General features: G+C 45.9%; 14 protein-coding genes. 11 read left to right on the forward strand and 3 right to left on the reverse strand.

Annotated elements, in window-relative coordinates:
* Window positions 1–50: 50 nt before the first annotated feature.
* The 3 genes from ACJJIB_RS06120 to ACJJIB_RS06130 all read left to right on the forward strand — a co-directional run bounded on the left by ACJJIB_RS06120 (window position 51) and on the right by ACJJIB_RS06130 (window position 3,244).
* Window positions 51–1,514: an NAD-dependent succinate-semialdehyde dehydrogenase gene (locus ACJJIB_RS06120; RefSeq protein ID WP_444888206.1), complete on the forward strand. Its 1,464-nt coding sequence runs from the start codon at window positions 51–53 to the stop codon at window positions 1,512–1,514.
* A gap of 53 nt (window positions 1,515–1,567) precedes the next feature.
* On the forward strand, window positions 1,568–2,257 hold the full coding sequence (tsaA, locus tag ACJJIB_RS06125) for a tRNA (N6-threonylcarbamoyladenosine(37)-N6)-methyltransferase TrmO (RefSeq protein WP_444888207.1): 690 nt from the start codon (window positions 1,568–1,570) through the stop codon (window positions 2,255–2,257).
* A 165-nt stretch (window positions 2,258–2,422) separates the two neighbouring features.
* Window positions 2,423–3,244, forward strand: a complete 822-nt coding sequence (locus ACJJIB_RS06130) for an MBL fold metallo-hydrolase (RefSeq protein ID WP_444888208.1) — start codon at window positions 2,423–2,425, stop codon at window positions 3,242–3,244.
* 115 nt (window positions 3,245–3,359) lie between these two features.
* Here the strand turns inward: ACJJIB_RS06130 and ACJJIB_RS06135 are convergent, their stop codons facing one another.
* On the reverse strand, window positions 3,360–4,154 hold the full coding sequence (locus ACJJIB_RS06135) for a class I SAM-dependent methyltransferase (RefSeq protein ID WP_444888209.1): 795 nt from the start codon (window positions 4,152–4,154) through the stop codon (window positions 3,360–3,362).
* Between the two features lie 92 nt (window positions 4,155–4,246).
* Between ACJJIB_RS06135 and ACJJIB_RS06140 the strand changes: the two genes are divergently transcribed.
* Window positions 4,247–4,729: a GFA family protein gene (locus tag ACJJIB_RS06140; protein ID WP_444888210.1), complete on the forward strand. Its 483-nt coding sequence runs from the start codon at window positions 4,247–4,249 to the stop codon at window positions 4,727–4,729.
* A 57-nt stretch (window positions 4,730–4,786) separates the two neighbouring features.
* Here ACJJIB_RS06140 and ACJJIB_RS06145 read toward each other — a convergent pair whose 3' ends face one another.
* Window positions 4,787–6,415 (reverse strand): di-heme oxidoredictase family protein, encoded by a 1,629-nt coding sequence (locus tag ACJJIB_RS06145; RefSeq protein WP_444888211.1) that lies wholly within the window; start codon window positions 6,413–6,415, stop codon window positions 4,787–4,789.
* A 1,089-nt stretch (window positions 6,416–7,504) separates the two neighbouring features.
* On the opposite strand from ACJJIB_RS06145, the gene ACJJIB_RS06150 reads away from it, so the two are divergent.
* The 7 genes from ACJJIB_RS06150 (at window position 7,505) to ACJJIB_RS06180 (ending at window position 18,159) form a co-directional block, all read left to right on the forward strand.
* Entirely contained in the window at window positions 7,505–8,662 is a 1,158-nt protein-coding gene (locus ACJJIB_RS06150) for an NAD-dependent epimerase/dehydratase family protein (RefSeq protein WP_444888212.1), read from the forward strand.
* Between the two features lie 94 nt (window positions 8,663–8,756).
* A complete protein-coding gene (locus ACJJIB_RS06155) occupies window positions 8,757–9,785 on the forward strand; it encodes a glycosyltransferase family 4 protein (protein WP_444888213.1) in 1,029 nt (342 codons plus the stop codon).
* Window positions 9,786–10,756: 971 nt separating this feature from the next.
* Window positions 10,757–12,790 carry a protein-disulfide reductase DsbD family protein gene (locus tag ACJJIB_RS06160; protein ID WP_444888214.1) on the forward strand — a complete coding sequence of 678 codons (2,034 nt, stop codon included), beginning with the start codon at window positions 10,757–10,759 and terminating at the stop codon, window positions 12,788–12,790.
* A gap of 81 nt (window positions 12,791–12,871) precedes the next feature.
* A complete protein-coding gene (locus tag ACJJIB_RS06165; protein ID WP_444888215.1) occupies window positions 12,872–13,375 on the forward strand; it encodes a protein disulfide oxidoreductase in 504 nt (167 codons plus the stop codon).
* A 149-nt stretch (window positions 13,376–13,524) separates the two neighbouring features.
* Window positions 13,525–14,343, forward strand: a complete 819-nt coding sequence (locus tag ACJJIB_RS06170; protein WP_252084832.1) for an MBL fold metallo-hydrolase — start codon at window positions 13,525–13,527, stop codon at window positions 14,341–14,343.
* A 119-nt stretch (window positions 14,344–14,462) separates the two neighbouring features.
* Window positions 14,463–15,173 carry an aspartate/glutamate racemase family protein gene (locus tag ACJJIB_RS06175; RefSeq protein WP_444888216.1) on the forward strand — a complete coding sequence of 237 codons (711 nt, stop codon included), beginning with the start codon at window positions 14,463–14,465 and terminating at the stop codon, window positions 15,171–15,173.
* Between the two features lie 505 nt (window positions 15,174–15,678).
* On the forward strand, window positions 15,679–18,159 hold the full coding sequence (locus ACJJIB_RS06180; protein WP_444888217.1) for a TonB-dependent receptor plug domain-containing protein: 2,481 nt from the start codon (window positions 15,679–15,681) through the stop codon (window positions 18,157–18,159).
* A gap of 68 nt (window positions 18,160–18,227) precedes the next feature.
* On the opposite strand, the gene ACJJIB_RS06185 is transcribed toward ACJJIB_RS06180, so the two are convergent.
* On the reverse strand, window positions 18,228–18,686 hold the full coding sequence (locus ACJJIB_RS06185) for a hypothetical protein (protein ID WP_252084835.1): 459 nt from the start codon (window positions 18,684–18,686) through the stop codon (window positions 18,228–18,230).
* Window positions 18,687–18,767 lie beyond the last annotated feature (81 nt).

An 18,767-nucleotide genomic window follows, 5' to 3' on the forward strand; every position in this document is an offset into this window, starting at 1 on the left:
GTAGATCGCGGGTCCGACCGGGATCAGGGACGACACCTAAGGAGATGGCGATGCTGGAGCTGAAAAAACCCGCGCTATTGCGCACCCAGTCCTATATCAACGGCCAGTGGGTCGATGCCGATTCCGGCGCTACATTCGACGTTAAAGATCCGGCCACCGGCAAGGTAGTGGCCAGCATAGCTGACCTTGGTGCCGATGAGACCCGTCGCGCTATTGAGGCGGCCAGTGCTGCCTGGCCAGACTGGGCTGCTACTCCGGTTAAGGAGCGGGCCAAGTTACTGCGGCATTGGTACAACTTGGTGATCGATAACACCGAGGACTTAGCCAGAATTCTTACCGCCGAACAGGGGAAGCCCCTCTCTGAGTCACGCACAGAGATAGTCTACGGTGCCAACTATATCGAGTGGTTTGCCGAGGAGGCTAAGCGCATTTATGGCGATGTCATAGCGCCCCCCGCCAACGACCGCCGCATCGTGGTGATCAAGCAACCTGTTGGGGTCACTTGTTCAGTCACGCCATGGAATTTCCCCAATGCCATGATCGCCCGCAAGATGGCGCCGGCCCTGGCGGCCGGTTGTCCATTTATCGCCAAGCCGGCCCATGAGACGCCATTATCCGCCCTGGCGCTGGCGGTACTGGCGGAGGAAGCGGGTATTCCCCCGGGGATCTTCAATATTGTGGTTGGTCAAAATGCGCCGGCCATCGGCACCGAGATGACGAAGAATCCTCTAGTGCGCAAGTTTACCTTTACCGGTTCCACCGCTGTGGGTAAGAAACTGCAGGCCCAGTGTGCTGAAACCATGAAGAAAACCTCCATGGAGCTGGGCGGCAACGCGCCATTTATTGTTTTTGATGATGCGGATCTGGATGAGGCAGTGAAAGGTGCCATTGTCTGTAAGTACCGCAACGCCGGGCAAACTTGTGTCTGCGCCAATCGTATTTTCGTACAGGAAGGGGTTTACGAGGCTTTCGCGGAGAAATTTGCCCAGGCAGTTAACGCGCTAACAATGGGGAATGGCTTTGCAGAGGGAACCGATATTGGCCCTATGATTACCGTCAAAGCGGTCGAAAAGGTGGAGGGGTTGGTAGAAGATGCCCTACAAAAAGGTGCGAAAACTCTGGTTGCTGGCGGACCCGATGCTATGGGAGATCAGTTCTATGCACCCATAATACTGGGAAATGCCACTGAGCAAATGAATCTGTTTAAAGAGGAAATCTTTGGTCCAGTGGCACCACTGTTTAAATTCTCCACGGAAGAAGAGGTGATTCGCATGGCTAATGATACCGAGTTTGGCCTCGCCTCTTATTTCTATTCCCGTGATATTGGACGGGTTTGCCGAGTGTCTGAAGCGCTGGAGTACGGCATGGTGGGTGTGAATGAAGGGATTATCTCCAATGAAATGGCGCCCTTTGGAGGTGTAAAGGAATCTGGTCAGGGACGGGAAGGTTCTAAATACGGTATTGAGGACTACATGGAAATAAAATATTTGTGTATTGCTGGTGTCGATAAATAATTCCCGCAACTGGTTTAAAATATCGGGCTCATTATTGGTTGTCTGGATTTTCCATGGTTGTTGAGCCCATTGCCCGTGTGCACTCCTGTTTTGGTGAAAAATTTGGTGTTCCCCGTCAGCCACTGCTCGCCGATGCCAGCCGGGCCAGTATCGAACTACTAGCGCCACTGAATGTGGCAGATGCGGTAGCGGGGTTGGAGGAAAACAGTCATATCTGGGTTGTTTTCCAGTTTCACCAGGCTGCCGGGCAATGGTCCGCCAAGGTCCGTCCTCCGCGTCTGGGTGGTAATAAAAAGCTCGGTGTACTCGCCACTCGTTCCCCCTTTAGGCCCAATAATATTGGTCTTTCCGTGGTGCGTTTACTGGAAGTGCGCACCTCCCCCAAAGTGGAATTGATTGTCGGTGGAGCCGACCTGGTAGACGGCACACCAGTGTTGGATATCAAACCCTATGTGCCCTATGCCGATGCCCTACAACATGCTGAAAGCGCTTTTGCCGATGCCGCCCCCGCATTGATCACTGTAAATATCCCGGAAGCGATTCTTCACCAAGCCAAGGCCTATAAAGATGACTGGGGCACCGATCTGCCGAACTTAATTGAGCAGGTTCTGGCACAAGATCCCCGGCCGGCTTACCAAAAAAACGATCCACAGCGAATTTATGGCATGGCGCTGTGTGGGTTCAATTTGTGTTGGCGCTACACGGAAAGAGGGATTGAGGTGGTGTCGCTGGAAGCATTGTGAGAACAGTTTGCTACTGGGTTAGGGGATTTATGCCTCACTTGGGCCTTCTTGCTTGTCCCCTTCTAGAGATTAGTAGTGATATGTCACCTACATTCGAGGAAATTGCAATTTCTCCGCTTGTGCCACTTGCCTGAAAATACTCCAAAATCTGTAAGAGAGTTCCCCATGTCGGTAAGAGAAACATTTAATTATCAGGGCCTGGAGGCAATCCGAGTTGGTCGCCTGAATATGGGGGTCAACACCACATTTGTCGTTTATAGGCTTAATGGCACAGTAATAGATACTGGCCCTAGTAACCAGTGGAAATATGTTAAGCCGTTTATTGAAAATACACCGCTAAAACAACTATTGCTAACTCACCACCACGAGGATCACAGCGGCAACGCCGGTGCTATCCAAAAGCTCACCGGCGTGCAGGCTTTTGCTCCGGACTTAACTATAGGGATATTAAAAAGGGGCTTTCGTATTCCCCCCATGCAAAAACTATTCTGGGGAACTGCTGGAAAAGCCGAAGTAGCGCCATTGCCAGAAGATATCCGCATTGGCACTGAAGAAGTGCAGCCCCTATTTAGCCCTGGTCATGCCAAAGATATGACCTGTTACCTGTTGCCTGAGCGCGGCTGGTTGTTCAGTGCAGATTTATATATTGCCAATTACTTAAAGTTTCTTCGCATCGATGAAGATATCCCCATCCTGTTAAACAGTATCAAAAGTGTATTGGAGCGCTCCTTCGAAGTCATTCTCTGTCCCCATCGAGGAGTTGTAGAAAATGGCTGGCAGCAGTTAAAGCAGAAGTATGAGTTTCTGTTGAATTTATCTGCAGAGGCACAGCAGCTTGATCAGCAAGGGCTGCCATTAGAGCAAATCAGCGAGCGTTTGCTGGGAAAAGAGGGTTTGGTAAGTATTTTAACTGGCCACAACTTTTGTAAGAGAAACTTAATTGCCTCTTGCTTGAAGGTGGACCTAGATACAATGGCCCGTTCGTGATTTTATTTTGTTGATACTTTTTCAAAAGTTTGCAGAGAATGGTTAAGCTCTAAAAAGTTAGCAGCTAAGGGTGATTTGAGTTCACTAGCTTTAAAATTAATACATGGATTCCGATTCATTTGACGGCTTCAATAATAAATCGCTTGATCCGTACTCCAGCATGTTTGCGCATTTCTGGATGCATTTTTTGGTAGAAGGCGTCCATCACTTGTTGGGCAAATTCTTGTCTTTGCGAGTTCTGCAGATGTCGAAATTGAGGCACCCAAGATAAGAAAAACGCTGTGAGCGTGTCTCGGGTGCCAAAATTTTCCACATGATGGATTTCATCGATCCTGGGCAGGTAAAATCCAGCATCCTCGATATAATTACGCATTTCATTCAGGGAATAATGATTGTAAGGATCGAGAAAGTTCTCAAAATGTGCCTGCCATTGATTATTGTTTTGGAATTCGTACACAGTATCCCAGAAATTCTCATGGTCAACCTGAAAGCCGACCACAATCTTGCCATCCTCTCGTAAGTGTTTGTAAAAGCCATTCCAGACCTTCTTCTGGTCTGCCACCCAGTGCAAGCAACTGAAAGAAAAAATAATGTCGAACTGCTTATCAAACTGAATTTCATCGGCGCTCATTTGCTCGAAGGAGAGATTGGGTACGCCGGAGTGGGCTTTGCGGGCGTGGCGAATCATATCCTCAGTGAGGTCCACACCGACGATTTTGCCACTCTTGAGGTGTTCGGCTAGATAGCTGGTGATTCTGCCATCGCCACAGCCCACATCGAGGATAGTACTGGCGCCTTGATAGTTGCAGCGCTGGATAGCTTCCATAGCGTGCCGCCACTGCATGGAGGAGGCCTTTACATATTCTTGGGCCTGCCACTTATCGTGTCTGACGGGCTTATCTATTGCCATGGCGGCATAAACCTTGATTGTGGGACCGCTAACCAGTCTAGCCTAGATACAGGCATTGGAGGTGTAAGCAAGACAAGTGGGGAGATTTTATATTGAAACTAAATGGTTCCTGTCATTGCCAGTCGGTGCAATTCAATCTTAAATGTGCACAACCATACCCATTTAACCGCTGTTACTGTTCGATTTGCCGCAAGACGGCTGGGGGAGGGGGCTATGCCGTTAACCTGGGAGGGGATTACCAGTCGCTGACGGTAAAGGGGAAGGAGTTTATCTCAGTGTATCAGGCAATATTGCGAGATAAGTCTGGCAGCAATAGTGCCAGCCCGGCGCAACGCCATTTTTGTTCCCGCTGTGGCAGTGCGCTTTGGTTGTGGGACCCCCGCTGGCCTGATCTGGTCCACCCATTTGCCTCTGCGATAGATAGTGAACTTCCCGTACCACCAGAACTTACTCATATGATGCTGGCCTTTGCCAAAACCTGGGTAGAGCCGGATATTCGAGCCGCGGACAAGCATTTCGATGAGTACCCAGATGAGTCACTGGCAGAGTGGCATCAACGCCATAATTTGTACTGAGATGTGAAAGGGGCGAGCCGATAGGCCGCCCCGGTTGGATTGTGGGTTTTTAGAGGCTTACTCTGGAGCCAGGTAAAGTACCAGGTTATCTAGGAAATTCAGCAGGTCGGCTTTGTCAGCATCGCTAAGGGCTACAAACTGCTCTTTACTGGATTGTGCATCCCCTCCGTGAAACAGAATGGCTTCCGTCATGGTGGTGGCGCGGCCATCGTGTAGATAGGGTGGTGTGGAGCCTACTCCCCACAAGTTTTCGGTAAGGAATACCGAGGCACCCACGTTGCCCTCATCGAACTCCTCAGCCATGGCTCGGCCCATATCGTGGCGTTTCAGGTCGCCATAGAGGCGTACAATTGCTCCGCCATTCTCGGACTCCTCGAACTGTCCCAGGGTCTGGCCGGAAGGTAGCTCCTGAGGGTTGTCGAGAATATCTGTCAGCAGGTTAAATTGCAGGGAGGTAGTGGGTAACCCGGCAATGTTGCCCGCTGGGTAGGTCTCATCGCGATAGCTGGCGTGTTTCGACGGTTCATAAAATATTGGTGAGCTGACTTCCATCTCGGGAGAGTGGCAGGAGGCGCAGCTGATAGAGGAGAAAATTTCCTCGCCATTTTGAATGCTGGCAATATCTGCCTCACTGAGAGGTAGCCCGTAGGTTTCTCGTTCCTCTTCATTCAGGGTATCAATCACGCTGTTCAATTCGAGCTTGGTGACTGGCCGTGGTTGTGCAGCATTGTAAATTGCCAGTGCGGTGATATCCCCCACGCTCAGTTCGTTACTGACAGAGTCGAAGTCGCTATCGGCATCACCGACCAGTTCGGTGGCCTGCATACCGAGCTCCTGGTGCGCAGCACCTCGCACAAAAGCACGTACGAAGCCGGTGAGTCCCTTCCACTCAAAGGGGCGCACAACGAGATCTGTATCAATGCCAGCGAGATTGTCGTAGTTGACGTTTTCACAGGAAACGGATATTTCACCAAAATTCACCCCTTTGGATACCATTTCCACAGTGGCACTGTCACCGGAGGCACAACTGTCGTCGACAGCCTGATCCCTGAGGTTGTGTAATTCGGTGGTCATTTCCTCGGCCACCAACTGTACCGCGCCCATGCCGAACAGGTGCGGGGAGTTACGCTCAATAAAGCCTTTTTGTTTACGCTCTGGGTCCATACGGATCACGTTATCGTTCACACCACCGCCGCCATCGGCAACGGGAACATTGTGACAACTGATACAGGAATCACCGTTGGGGCCTGTAGCTCGATGGGGCAAAATATTGGCCCAGGCCCTTGGGCCTCTGAGATCAGGGCGCGGAAAACTGGTGAAGCGCTTACCGTTGCCGACATTGACACCTACCCCATCGAGCGCGTTGTAGTTCATTTCAAATAGCTCATCACCTTCTTCGAAAGCATGAACATAGGCCTCAATTGGGTCCATTGCTTCCAGTGTGGCCTGATCAATATGGCCACCGAGGTGTATTTCCACAGCGCCAGCTTCCAGAATCTGGACGGTGTTAAAGATTGAACTGAAATCGAAGGGTTGTTGCTTGGGTGGCCGCGGACCTTTTCTTGCGTTCTTGGGTACCCGATGCTTGTCATGTTTAGAACCAAAGTCCGCGAGGACTGGAGGTGCAATAAATGTTAGGGCCGATATTGCCAGGGAAATAGGCAATAAGTGTCTTCTGGAAATCATCAGCTATATCTCCCGGTACGAAATAGAATGCGGATGGAGCAGTATATTTATAAAAATGCACGGGTAGAAAGTGTGGCAATTTATCCAGGGGCTGATCAGTCAGTCTCAGGAAAAATTGCTAAATAGATTCTTGGTGAGGATATTTTTATTCCCACAAAGTGCATTTCAATAAAGCTTAAATGCATCCTTGCAAGCCGCTTACGGAAAACCGTTTGCGGAAGTAGGCTCAAAATATAGGGAGATTTGCTGATAGTTGGCTTTTTTAGAGAGCTAACTTTCTGCTAGAGCTAATGCCCTAAGTACAACCCCAGATATTAATTTTTGCCCATAACCCTCTGCGCTGCTGCACAGACCTTTTATATTTGTCTTACGTGTCTTAGTTGTCATCTCGGCGTGTGAAGTTCCCATTAATTTAGATAAATTAAAAAGTTGTTTTTCGATGACAGTTGGCCTCTTGGTAATGGTGGTCAGTACTTTAATCTGGCAGGCATAAGTTTTTCGTACAGCAAATAATAAAGTCCCGTGTTTTTATGAGTGCAGGTTTTTTTCAATGTGAGGAATAGGTTTGGTAGCTCTGATGGCCCTGCCTTGCGTGGATGGGCTCAGGTTTTCCTGATCATGATTGGAATGTGGAAGGAATGTGCAAATTTCTATTGCACATGAAATGGTGGTGATCTACGCCGGTGAAGATAATCAAAAATGATTGTAAATCTTGTCTGATTGGTTGGGACATGCTTAGTAATTTGAAGGTTGTTCAAAGTAACGCTGAATTCCTGAATGATCTACTCTGTTCCCACAAAAGCCAAAGAAAGTGAAGATTGGCGCTATTTCCCTTTGATTGGCGCTTGTTTTGTCTTTGACGCCATATATTTCACACTGCAAACAGTGAGATAGTTCTAGCAGAGATGCTTGGCTTTATCCGTGAGTTAAGTTTGAGTGGAAATTAATGATAAAGATAACCAATAAGCGAAAGGATTTTGCTCTTGGATTGGATATGCCGCTAGTGAAGATAATCTAGTTCGTTATCAATAGTTGATTCAGTGTATTCAAATAGAAGTCATTTTTCTGTCACTAATAAATGAGGTTAGGGTGAGAAAAGTACTGGTTCTTGGTGGGGATGGATTCTGCGGGTGGCCAACCGCCCTTCATCTTTCTGATGCAGGCTATGAAGTTATAATTGTCGATGATTTTTCAAGGAGAAAAACCGATATAGAGCTGGAAGTCGAGTCGCTCACGCCTATTCAGCCATTAGGAGAGAGGCTGAGGGTTTGGCGAGAAGTGTCGGGCAAGAATATTCGGCATGTTGTAATCACTATCGGTAAAGAATATCACAGGCTGCTAGAGCTATTGGTTACCGAGAAACCGCACACAATTGTACACTTTGCCGAACAGCGATCAGCGCCTTATTCGATGAAGTCATCAAGCCATAGACGATTGACGGTTAATAATAATTTGAGTGCGACCAACGATATTCTTGCCGCGATTGTAGAGAGTAAGCTGGATATTCATCTTGTACACCTGGGAACTATGGGTGTTTATGGTTACGGCACTGCCGGCATGAGAATTCCAGAAGGATATCTGGAGGTGCAAGTGGAAGAGGAAGGTAGATTTATCAGTTCGGAAATTTTATATCCTCCGAATCCTGGTTCTATCTATCATATGACTAAGGCTCAGGATCAGTTATTGTTTGCTTTTTATAATAAAAATGATGGGCTGCGTATTACTGATTTACATCAGGGTATTGTTTGGGGCACACAAACAAATCAAACCCGTAAGGATGAGTATCTTATCAATCGATTTGATTATGATGGAGATTATGGCACTGTATTGAATAGATTTTTAATGCAGGCTGCGATTAATTATCCCCTTACAGTTCATGGTACCGGTGGGCAGAAACGTGCTTTTATCCATATTCAGGATAGTTGCCGTTGTATACAGTTAGCGATAGAAAATCCTCCGGAAAAAGATGATCGGGTCAAAATATTGAACCAGATGACTGAAATGCATCGAGTCAGGGATCTGGCGAAGTTGATTGCTGATAAAACAGACGTGGCTATTGCCTATGTGGATAACCCAAGAAAAGAGTCTCCAGAAAATGATTTACTGGCTGTTAATGACCAGTTGCTGGAGATGGGGCTACAGCCGATCACGCTGAGTGATAAGCTTTTATCAGAAGTGGAGCAGGTGGCAAAGAAATATTCCAGTCGCTGTGATCAGAGCAAAATACCCTGCTTGTCAAAATGGTAAGTGTCGGAATCGTTTCAAGCTTTATTTAGTGGTTTCGTATTTTTTTTTGCGCTGCTTTGAAACGATTCTTCTCTTTAGATAAAGGTTTTATGGTATGAAAATATTGATTGCTACGGACACCTATCCGAAGCAGCTTAATGGCGTATCGCGGGTTCTAGAGAAAACCATAAAAGAATTGTCTGTTCGAGGGCATGAAGTCAAGCTTTTATCTGTTGATGACTTTAGGTATTTCCCCTGGCCTGGATATCATGAAATTAGAATTGCAGTATTCCCTGGTTCCCGTCTTGCTCGTATTGTTGATGACTTTTCCCCAGATACTATTCATATTATGACAGAGGGGCCAATTGGTATTTCCATGCGGAGATATTGTAAAAAGCGAAGTTTAAGATATACAACTTCATGGCTTTCAAGATTGTCTGAATATGTTTCCCTAAGATACAAAATACCTGTAAGTTGGTTGCATAGACTACTTGTGGATTTTCACCAGTCTGCAGCTCAAACGATGGTGACAACTACAAGTATGGAGGCAGAAGCAAGAAATTTAGGTATTAGTAGGATTGTTCGCTGGCGTCGAGGAGTGGAGTTGGATAAATTCCACCCCGTTGAAACTGAAATTTTTTCAGGGCTGCCCAGGCCAATTATGTTAAATGTTGGTCGTATTGCTGTGGAGAAGTCACTAGATAGATTTTTGTCTATTAATACTCCTGGAACCAAAGTGGTGGTAGGAGATGGTCCTCAATTAAATACATTAAAGAAAGAGTTTCCAGAGGTGATTTATTTGGGGATAAAAGAGGGAAAGGCATTAACCGAGTGTTATGCTGGAGCGGATGTTTTTGTATTTCCATCTTTAACAGATACCTTCGGTTTGGTGAATCTTGAGGCGTTAGCTTGTGGCCTGCCAATTGCGGCCTATCCGGTCACCGGGCCAAGAGATATCATTGGCGATGCACCCGTTGGTGCAATGGATGAAGATCTTGGGGTGGCCATTCAAAAAGCTCTTACATTCAAATCAGAGGATTGTATCGCACGAGCGAGAACTTTCTGCTGGGATTTGGCTACTGAGGATTTTTTGGAGAATTTGGTTCCTGTTAATGTTGAACATCCTTTATTGGCTGAATATTGAAAAGATAAATTACGTAAATATTGATAGTGTGGATAAAAAGAGTTAAGTCCCGCTTGTATTTAATAAGTATGTGTAATGACCCATTTCAGATTAAAGATGAAAGTATGTGTTGGGGGGCGAACTCGCGCAAGGGTATTATATATATCAATGATATCATTAAAACTTTCATAGAAAATTGAGGTTGAATTTTACAGGTTTTCACGCCCAAAGACTCAATTCCAGAGTGCCATTGTTATTTTATAAATACTTTATTCACTCTTTATGAGTCCAGTAATAAAAGAAATCTTAAACATTGCGTTGAAAGATAAGTGCTCACTAGAATTATTGCTTCTGATTGTTTTTCTCTACAGTCTGTCAGATTAAATTACCTATCTCTTTGAGGCACTATTCGCCGTAAAAGCGCAGATACATTAAATCAGAAAACATATTCTGGCGGATTTTGCTGATAAATTTCAGATGGTTGCCTTTTTCTTAGGCGTCACTCCCTTTTCCATAAGATTGATACTGAATAAGCGAGAGACCAATATGGAAAGCAATGGGCGCTAGAAAGGGCATAAGGAACGCCGTCATAATATTCAACGACTGACAAGTGGTTGATCTGTAAGCGGTCTGCCAGAGTCTCGATCTCTATTTCCAATCAATTATTTTCCTACTATGTGCTGATGAGTATCTAAATACCAGGCTAATCGGCGGCTATTTTTTGTGCCAAGATGAGCTGTGAGTAAGTTTTAGGTCTCTGACCAGCCTGGAGTCTAAGGAGCGATGGTTATAGATTATTGAAAAACATAAAAGGGCTGATGAATATCTCAAACGAGAATCTGCGTCTAATTACAAAAGTTAGTAAGGGGATATTGACGGGGTAATCTGCGTCCAATTTATTGATCTTAAGTGGTTATCTCTCAGTATAGTGTTCATAGATAACCAGTACTGCATTTATAAATTTCCCAGGCATAAGGCCCAAGGAAAAGAGTGTGTTTAAAATCAAGTTTGTCTTGATAATCATCATTAGTGGATTGGCTTTTTTTTATGGTTCTTTCCTTTATGCAGAGGAAGAGACTTCCGGCGATCATGTGCGTATACGTTGGTTAGCCCCTTCTAGCTTTGAAGAAGTACGCACCGAAAAAATTGGTATCTACTTCGAAGTGGACCCTGAGTGGCACGTGTATTGGCGAAATCCGGGAGATTCCGGAGCCGCGCCCCGTTTTAATATACAAGCTTCGGGGGCAAGCATAGGAAATATTGAATGGCCTTTTCCAACTCGTTTGAAGGTGGAACACCTTACAAACCTGGGTTATGAGAGCAGTGTTGCCTATCTTTTTGACCTCAAACCCAAGTCAGGAGCTGAGCAAGTCGCTTTGAAAGCGGATCTTGAATGGCTTGTGTGTAAGATCGAGTGCATTCCAGGACGTGGCACCATAACCTTAACCCGCCCTGTTGGGAAGCAGCCCAAGTGGACAGGAGATGACCTGATAATAAGGGATTACTTTGCAGAGAGAGTGCCTACCTCGAATGAAAGCAGCCCTTGGATGATAAAATCGCTGGTTCCTCAAGGAAAAGACCGCATACGCCTGTTGATTGAAGCACGTGAGAAAGGTCAGGTACCACAGGTTTTTCCACTGGATGGAAAAGTCATCTCTCCCGCCAAGCCAAGGGTCCGACGAGATGGTTGGTCACTCATCTATCTCTTCCAGCGCCAGCCTGAGGCGACTACTCCCGCGGTAACTGGTTTTGTCATCAGTGATGGAAAACAGGCCTGGAAGTTTGATGATGTACCCTTCGGTAGCCCTCTACCTACTGAGAAGTGGCGTCCCATTTGGCTGATCATCCTCACGGCATTTATTGGCGGGGTCATATTGAATCTGATGCCCTGTGTTTTCCCTGTACTTTCAATTAAGCTGCTTGGCTTAATAGGGGAGGGCTATAGCGGTGGTTCTCGCCCGTTGGAAGGGCTCATTTATGCTGCTGGCGTGGTTAGCACCTTTACGATCCTAGGCTTGTTACTTTTACTACTTCGAGCAGGAGGGGCATCTATAGGGTGGGGCTTCCAACTTCAGTCCCCTGAAGTGGTGTTGAGCCTGATTGTATTATTTTGGGTGATGGCCATGTCTTTTCATGGAGTCTTTGAATTTGGTCAACACTTGGTGAAGGTTGCAGGCCTGAGTAAAGGGGGAACCTTTGGTACAGGTGCCCTTGCAGTGTTTGTTGCTGCACCCTGTACTGGACCATTTATGGGCGTAGCGTTGGGTTCTGCAACAATATTACCTCCACTAGAGGCCATGCTTATCTTTATCTCTATGGGGATTGGTTTAGCAGCTCCATTCTTAATTCTCTGTGTTAGCCCATCACTCCTAAGAAGGCTTCCATCTCCGGGACCATGGATGGAAAAACTTCGCCAATTTCTGGCTTTTCCGCTCTACGCTACAGTGATTTGGCTCCTTTGGATTCTGGGTCGAATGGAAGGAGAGATGGGTTGGCTAATGGGTACCTCTATGGTACTGATAGCAACGATTATCCTCTGGATGATACATAACTCCACAGGTTTAGTTAGGGGAATTTCCTGGGGGCTCTTATTTATCAGTTTGCCGTTAGCTTTTAAGGTTATGGAGCGAGCAGATCAGAAAATGATACAAACTTTAGTTTCATGGCAAAAGTATGATCCTGAACTGCTTAAACAGGCGCAACAGGAAAAGCGTTCAGTGTTTGTCGACTATACAGCTGCTTGGTGTGTTACCTGTCAGGTAAATAAAAAGCGAGTGCTTGATAAAGAGGAAACATTAAAACTCTTTCAGGATAATAATGTTTTGTTACTGCGTGCCGATTGGACTCGAGAAGACCCAGAAATTACTGAATCCCTGGCCGCATTAGGGCGCAACTCAATCCCTGTTTACGCTTGGTATCCTGCTGGAGCAAAGAGACCCAAGCTTCTACCCCAGGTATTGCAGGAATTTATGATTGTCGATTTGTTCGAAGATAGTAATAACAACGAAGAGGATGAGGAGCGATAGAGTTGAACCACTCTTAGTTGTACTGGGTGTGATGGATTTCCAAAATTGGCTAGAAAATTCAAAATATAGGAAAAGTTTACGGTGCAAATTCAATGGTACCGGGCGGCGGTAAAAATAGTAGCCTTTTCTATGCTAGCTATAGTGGTAATGGCTGCGGTTGGCTATTACCAGCAAAGAGACCTTCCCAAAGACACAGCTCCACCACTAGAAGGTAAAACCATAAATGGAAACTTGTTAAATCTTAAAGAGATGACAACTCATGGACCAGTCCTTATTTACTTTTGGGGCTCCTGGTGCCCTTATTGCCGTATAGTATCTCCCAAAATATCTGAGCTGGCGCGGGAATATCAGGTTTTGGGAATTGCCATGCGATCTGGTGATGAGGATGAGGTAGAGAAATATATGCTCCGGCACAATCTGAAGTTTCCTACAATCAATGACCCCGAGGGCAGAATAAGTTCCCGTTGGGGAATCAAAGTAACGCCAACGATGATTATTGTGGGGAGTGACGGAAAGATTGCCTGGACTACCAGTGGTGCTACCACCAAGCTTGGCTTGAAATTGCGTATGGAACTCACGGAATAGCCGTTTTTAGCAGATTCATGACTCAATAGGTCGATGCTGTCACCAATTTTATCCCTACTTCATCAGATATCTAGACCTTCTCACTGAGGTATAACTATCTTAAATCTCTAGTCTTCTCAATTTTTCGGTCTCAGGCATGGGAGGCTTGTGTGTCGGTCATTGATTCATTTGACTACAAAGATCTTGATGCGCAGAGAGTTGGCAGATTTGATTTTGGGATCAATACCACATTTATTGTTTATCGCTTAAAAGATACCATTATTGATACAGGGCCTAGCAATCAATGGAAGTATGTCAAGTGGTTTGTGAAAAACAAGCCGTTTCGTCAGCTTCTACTTACTCACCATCATGAGGATCATAGCGGCAATGCCGGCGCTATCTATAAGTTGACAGGAGTTCAACCTCGTGCCCCCAAAGCCACTATAGAAATTCTTAAACGGGGTTTTCGTATACCGCCAATTCAAAGGCTAATTTGGGGAGCTGCCGGTCTGGCTGAAGCAGCCGAATTGCCAAAAGATCTGCGTATAGCCGGCGAGAAAACAATACCTATCGCCGCACCAGGCCATGCTAAGGATATGACCTGTTACCTGATGGAAGACCGGGGCTGGATTTTTACTGCTGACCTCTATGTGGCCAGTCATCTAAAAATGTTGCGTAAGGATGAAAGTATTCCGGTTTTGATGAAAAGCATGCGCAAAGTACTTCAATATGAATTTGATCTTATCTTATGTCCCCATCGGGGTTTGGTAGAGAATGGTAAGAAAAGGCTTCAAGAAAAGTATGATTACTTGCTTAACCTGTCGAGTTCTGCTCAGGAGTTGGGGCGCCAGGGAGTATCACTTAAAGAAATTACTCGTCGTCTTTTGGGGAGGGAGAATATGATGGCTCTTCTTTCAGGCTATAACTTCAGTAAAAGAAACTTGATTGCTTCTTGTATGTCCATGGATCCATCAAAGTACACCGAGTAGCTATTAGCCATATTTTATATTTTTATTTCTTTTATCTGATTGTTTTTCTATTGGTTGTTTTTACTGCTGGGTTACTTTAAATTTGTTGCTTAATTTTATAAAAGTTAGGTGAGCAAGTAGTGAAGCGTGAAGTTAGAAAAGTTGGCCTAATTGGTGGTATGAGCTGGGAGAGTACACAGCTTTATTACAGGTTAATTAACCAAGGGGTCAATCGATGTCTTGGAGGATTACACTCAGCAGAGATTATTTTATACAGTGTCGACTTTTATAAAGTAGAGAAGCTACAGCGATCCGGTAACTGGGATGAGGCAGGCTACCTTTTAGCACAAGCCGCCAAAGCGTTGGAAGCTGCTGGGGCAGATTGCATTCTAATTTGTACCAACACCATGCATAAAGTAGCGGATCAGGTGACGGCTTCCGTAGGTATTCCTCTCTTACATATTGCCGATGCTGTAGCTGAATTTTTGCTTAGAGATAAAGTCAATAAGGTAGGGTTGCTGGGTACTGCTTTCACCATGGAACAGGATTTTTATCGTAAATACATTCAGGAAAAGTACGGAATAAACCTAATAGTTCCCGCAGCCCCAGATAGGGAAATTGTTCATCGGGTAATTTATGAGGAGCTTTGTAAGGGCAAAGTTGAAGTTGCATCAAAGCAGCAATATCTGCGTATTATCCACTCGTTGTCGGCTCAAGGGGCGGATGGTGTGATTCTTGGCTGTACCGAGATTGGTATGCTGGTTTCAAAAGAGGATGTGACTATCCCACTGCTGGATACTACTCAAATTCATGCGAATAAAGCAGTGGAATTTTCCTTGAACGCCTCCTAGTCAGTTTTTGGGGCCTATAGGAATATATTGGGGTCCCAATACCTTTGTGTGGATGTTGATCCCTACTTATTTTACGTTTTTAGGATGAGCTATTTCTCTCTGGAGTGAATATCAGTTACCATTTCGCATATCCTTTGTTTGTATGACAGTTGCCCACCTAGTTCTCTGAAAATTTCTTCCTATTAATCTCTTTTAGTTCGTTTTGCTGTGAATTCTTACAGTGACATGAATGTCATTATCACCCCAATAGACATGATTTAAATTGTAAATACCTGTTATTTAGGTATTTTAATTTTCCATTTTTGCTGGCATTTTTTACCTGTGTCACGCTTCTTGCAGTGATGAAGAATGATGATGTCCATCATTGGAGGGGCGGGCTATATCAGTACGCTATTCGGCACGTACTGTTCCAATCAGGATAGATTGCTTCGTACCCGGTACCACACTGCCGAAAAATGATCGATTAGCATTGGAAGATAAAACCAATAATTGACAGGGTAATTACATGAAAGAAAATAAGAAGCGTTGGCTAGCGGCCTGTGGCGCGCCATCGCTATTGGCAATGGCGGTTGCCGCTGTGTCCAGCCCCGCAGTTGCCGAGGATGCACTTCTGGAGGAAGTCATCACTATCGGTACCCGTGTTGAGGGGCGTTCGGCTACGGATTCCTCCGCACCTATCGACATCGTTACTGGTGACGAATTTGTTAACCAAGGTGATGGTGACCTCAACAACCTGCTGCGTAATGTTGTGCCTTCCTACAATGTCAATGCCAAGCCGATCTCCGATGCCGCATCGATTGTACGCCCGGCCAACCTGCGTGGACTGCCGCCCGATAGCACCCTGGTTCTAGTAAACGGTAAGCGCCGTCACCGTGCATCCGTGATTGCATTCCTTGGTAGTGGTGTATCGGATGGTGCCCAAGGACCTGATATCTCTGCTATTCCAGCGATTGCACTGAAGCAAGTAGAAGTACTCCGTGACGGTGCGGCCGCTCAGTACGGCTCTGATGCCATTGCCGGGGTGATTAACTTCCAGCTTAAAGATGCTGCTGAGGGTGGCACCGTTGAGGTAAAGCATGCTACCACTGCCGAGGGTGATGGCGACCAGAGTATGGTTGCCGCCAACTTTGGACTGCCATTGACCGATTCTGGTTTTATAAACTTCAGTATGGAGTATCGCGAGCAGGACTCCACAAGCCGCAGTACCCAGCGGGACGATGCTGCGCAGCTGATCGCCGATGGCAATACTCATGTTGCTAACCCAGCGCAAGTTTGGGGTCAGCCCGAAGTTGATGATGACACTAAGTTCTTTATTAACAGTGCCATTGAGCTGAACGATACTGTTGAGCTATATGCCTTTGGTAACTACGCTAGCCGTTCCACCGATGGAGGATTCTATTTCCGTAATCCGGAAACTAGAGAGGGTGTTTTTGCTGATGAAAATGGTAATCCATTAATTGGAGACCTAGACCCCAGTAATGGTATTGATAATTGTCAGAATGTCAGCGTCTCTGAAGCCCACGATCTCGATGAGTGTTTCTCCTTTACCGAGATGTTCCCTGGCGGGTTTACCCCTCGTTTCGGTGGTGACCTAGAAGATTACTCCATGGTCTTCGGGTTGCGCGGTGAGTTGGCCAATGGTATTGGTTATGATGTCAGTGCCAGTAGGGGCCAGAACGAAGTAGATTTCCATATCTACAATACCATTAATGCCACTATGGGTCCCAATACCCCAACCAGCTTTAGCCCTGGTGGATATGGGCAAACTGAGACCAATTTTAATATTGACCTGACTAAGGCTACTGAAATTTCCGGTAAGGCATTGTATATGGCCGGGGGCTTTGAGTGGCGTGAGGAAGAGTTCGAAGTCAATATGGGGGATGAAGCCTCATGGACTCAAGGTCCATTGACAGAACAAGAATTCCTTATTGGTTCTAATGGTTTTTCTGGGTTCGGACCTGAAGTTATTGGTACTTTCGACCGCGATAATATTGCGCTCTATACCGACTTTGAACTGGAAGCGACTGATAATCTTCGTTTGGGCACAGCCCTACGCTGGGAAGATTTCTCAGACTTCGGTAGTACTTTCAACTATAAGGTTTCCGGACATTGGGCAATTAATGATGTAATCGCCTTGCGCTCTACATACAGTACCGGCTTTCGTGCACCTACACCAGCTCAGTCAAATATAAGTAATGTGACTACGGCTTTTGCAGATGGTCAGCTAGAGAATAAAGGTACTATCCCACCGACAAACCCTGTTGCGGTATTAAAGGGTGGAAAGCAACTACAACCTGAAGAGTCGAAAAACTTTACTATTGGCGCCATTATTGCTGCCGGTGACTGGGATATTACCCTCGATTATTTCCAAATTTCCGTAAGTGATCGTATCACTCAGTCTGCTGATCAGGAACTAAGTGAAGCGGAAAAAGCGCAACTGGTGGCCGATGGTATTAGCGGAGCTGATTCACTAACATCGATTCGCTTTTATACCAACGACTTCGACACCAAGACCCGTGGAATTGATGTGGTGGCAACCTATCCGCTCGGAGATGCCACTGACTTAAGTTTCGCAGCAAACTGGACTGATACAGAAGTCACCAAGTATCGGGAAGAAACCATCAGTGATATGCGCCTTGGGCAGTTGGAAGATGGTCTACCCAACATTCGTGGTAATGCAACCATTTCTCATGCGGGTGAAGGATGGCGTGGTCTAGTTCGTTTGAACTACTATGGCAGCTACTGGGAAGCGCACCTGGATGATTACAGCTTACCCATTGATGCCGGTGATGAGTGGACTGTGGATATAGAGGGTGCCTATGACTTTAGCGATTCGCTGTCGCTGATCGCAGGGGCTGAAAATCTGTTTAATAACTACCCAGATAAGAACCCCTGGTCAGGTGTTGCAGGCGCTGAATACCCCGAGACAGCACCAATGGGCTTTAATGGTGCGCTCTACTATGTACGTGCACAGTATGAGTTTTAAGCCCTCAGTGAATAGCTTTACTTAAAAGCTATCGTTACTGTAAAAAAGCCCGCTTTATGCGGGCTTTTTTACATGTCCCAGAGAGAGTTAGTTGCCATAGATAAGGTGATACGTTCTTTGTCTTGTATCTGCTTCAAGTCCTCAAAGACTTCTTTCACTTCCATGGACTCAATAGCGCCGTACACCGCTTCATAAAGACTGGAAAAATATCGGTCTACTTCCCTTCCAATATTATTGACCTCTTTGATAGTGGGGGGGTCACTAAGTGGTAGTTGACGAATAAAATCATGGGCGGATTCTTCATGGGTGTACTGCAACCAGGTCTGCATGACCTTTTGCTGGGCGATTTCTCCATAGTTTGAGAGGTTTCTCGCCATACGTTGTTCATGCTCTAACATATGCCTTAATAACAGCTGAGTTCGATAATCCTCAGATTTTTCAAGTAAATTCTCGTAAAGGTCTGCCATATCCAGGTGAAACTTTTCTGCATCCTGAATGATTTCAAATGCCTGCTTGAAAGTCTTCATAGGTCTGCCCTTTGATACCCAGGAAATTGTTATTGGGCGGAAAACAGGTCGTATCTTCTTGCGGCCATACCCTAATTAATC

It is taken from the genome of Microbulbifer mixtoriginis (SeqCode) (assembly GCF_052467705.1).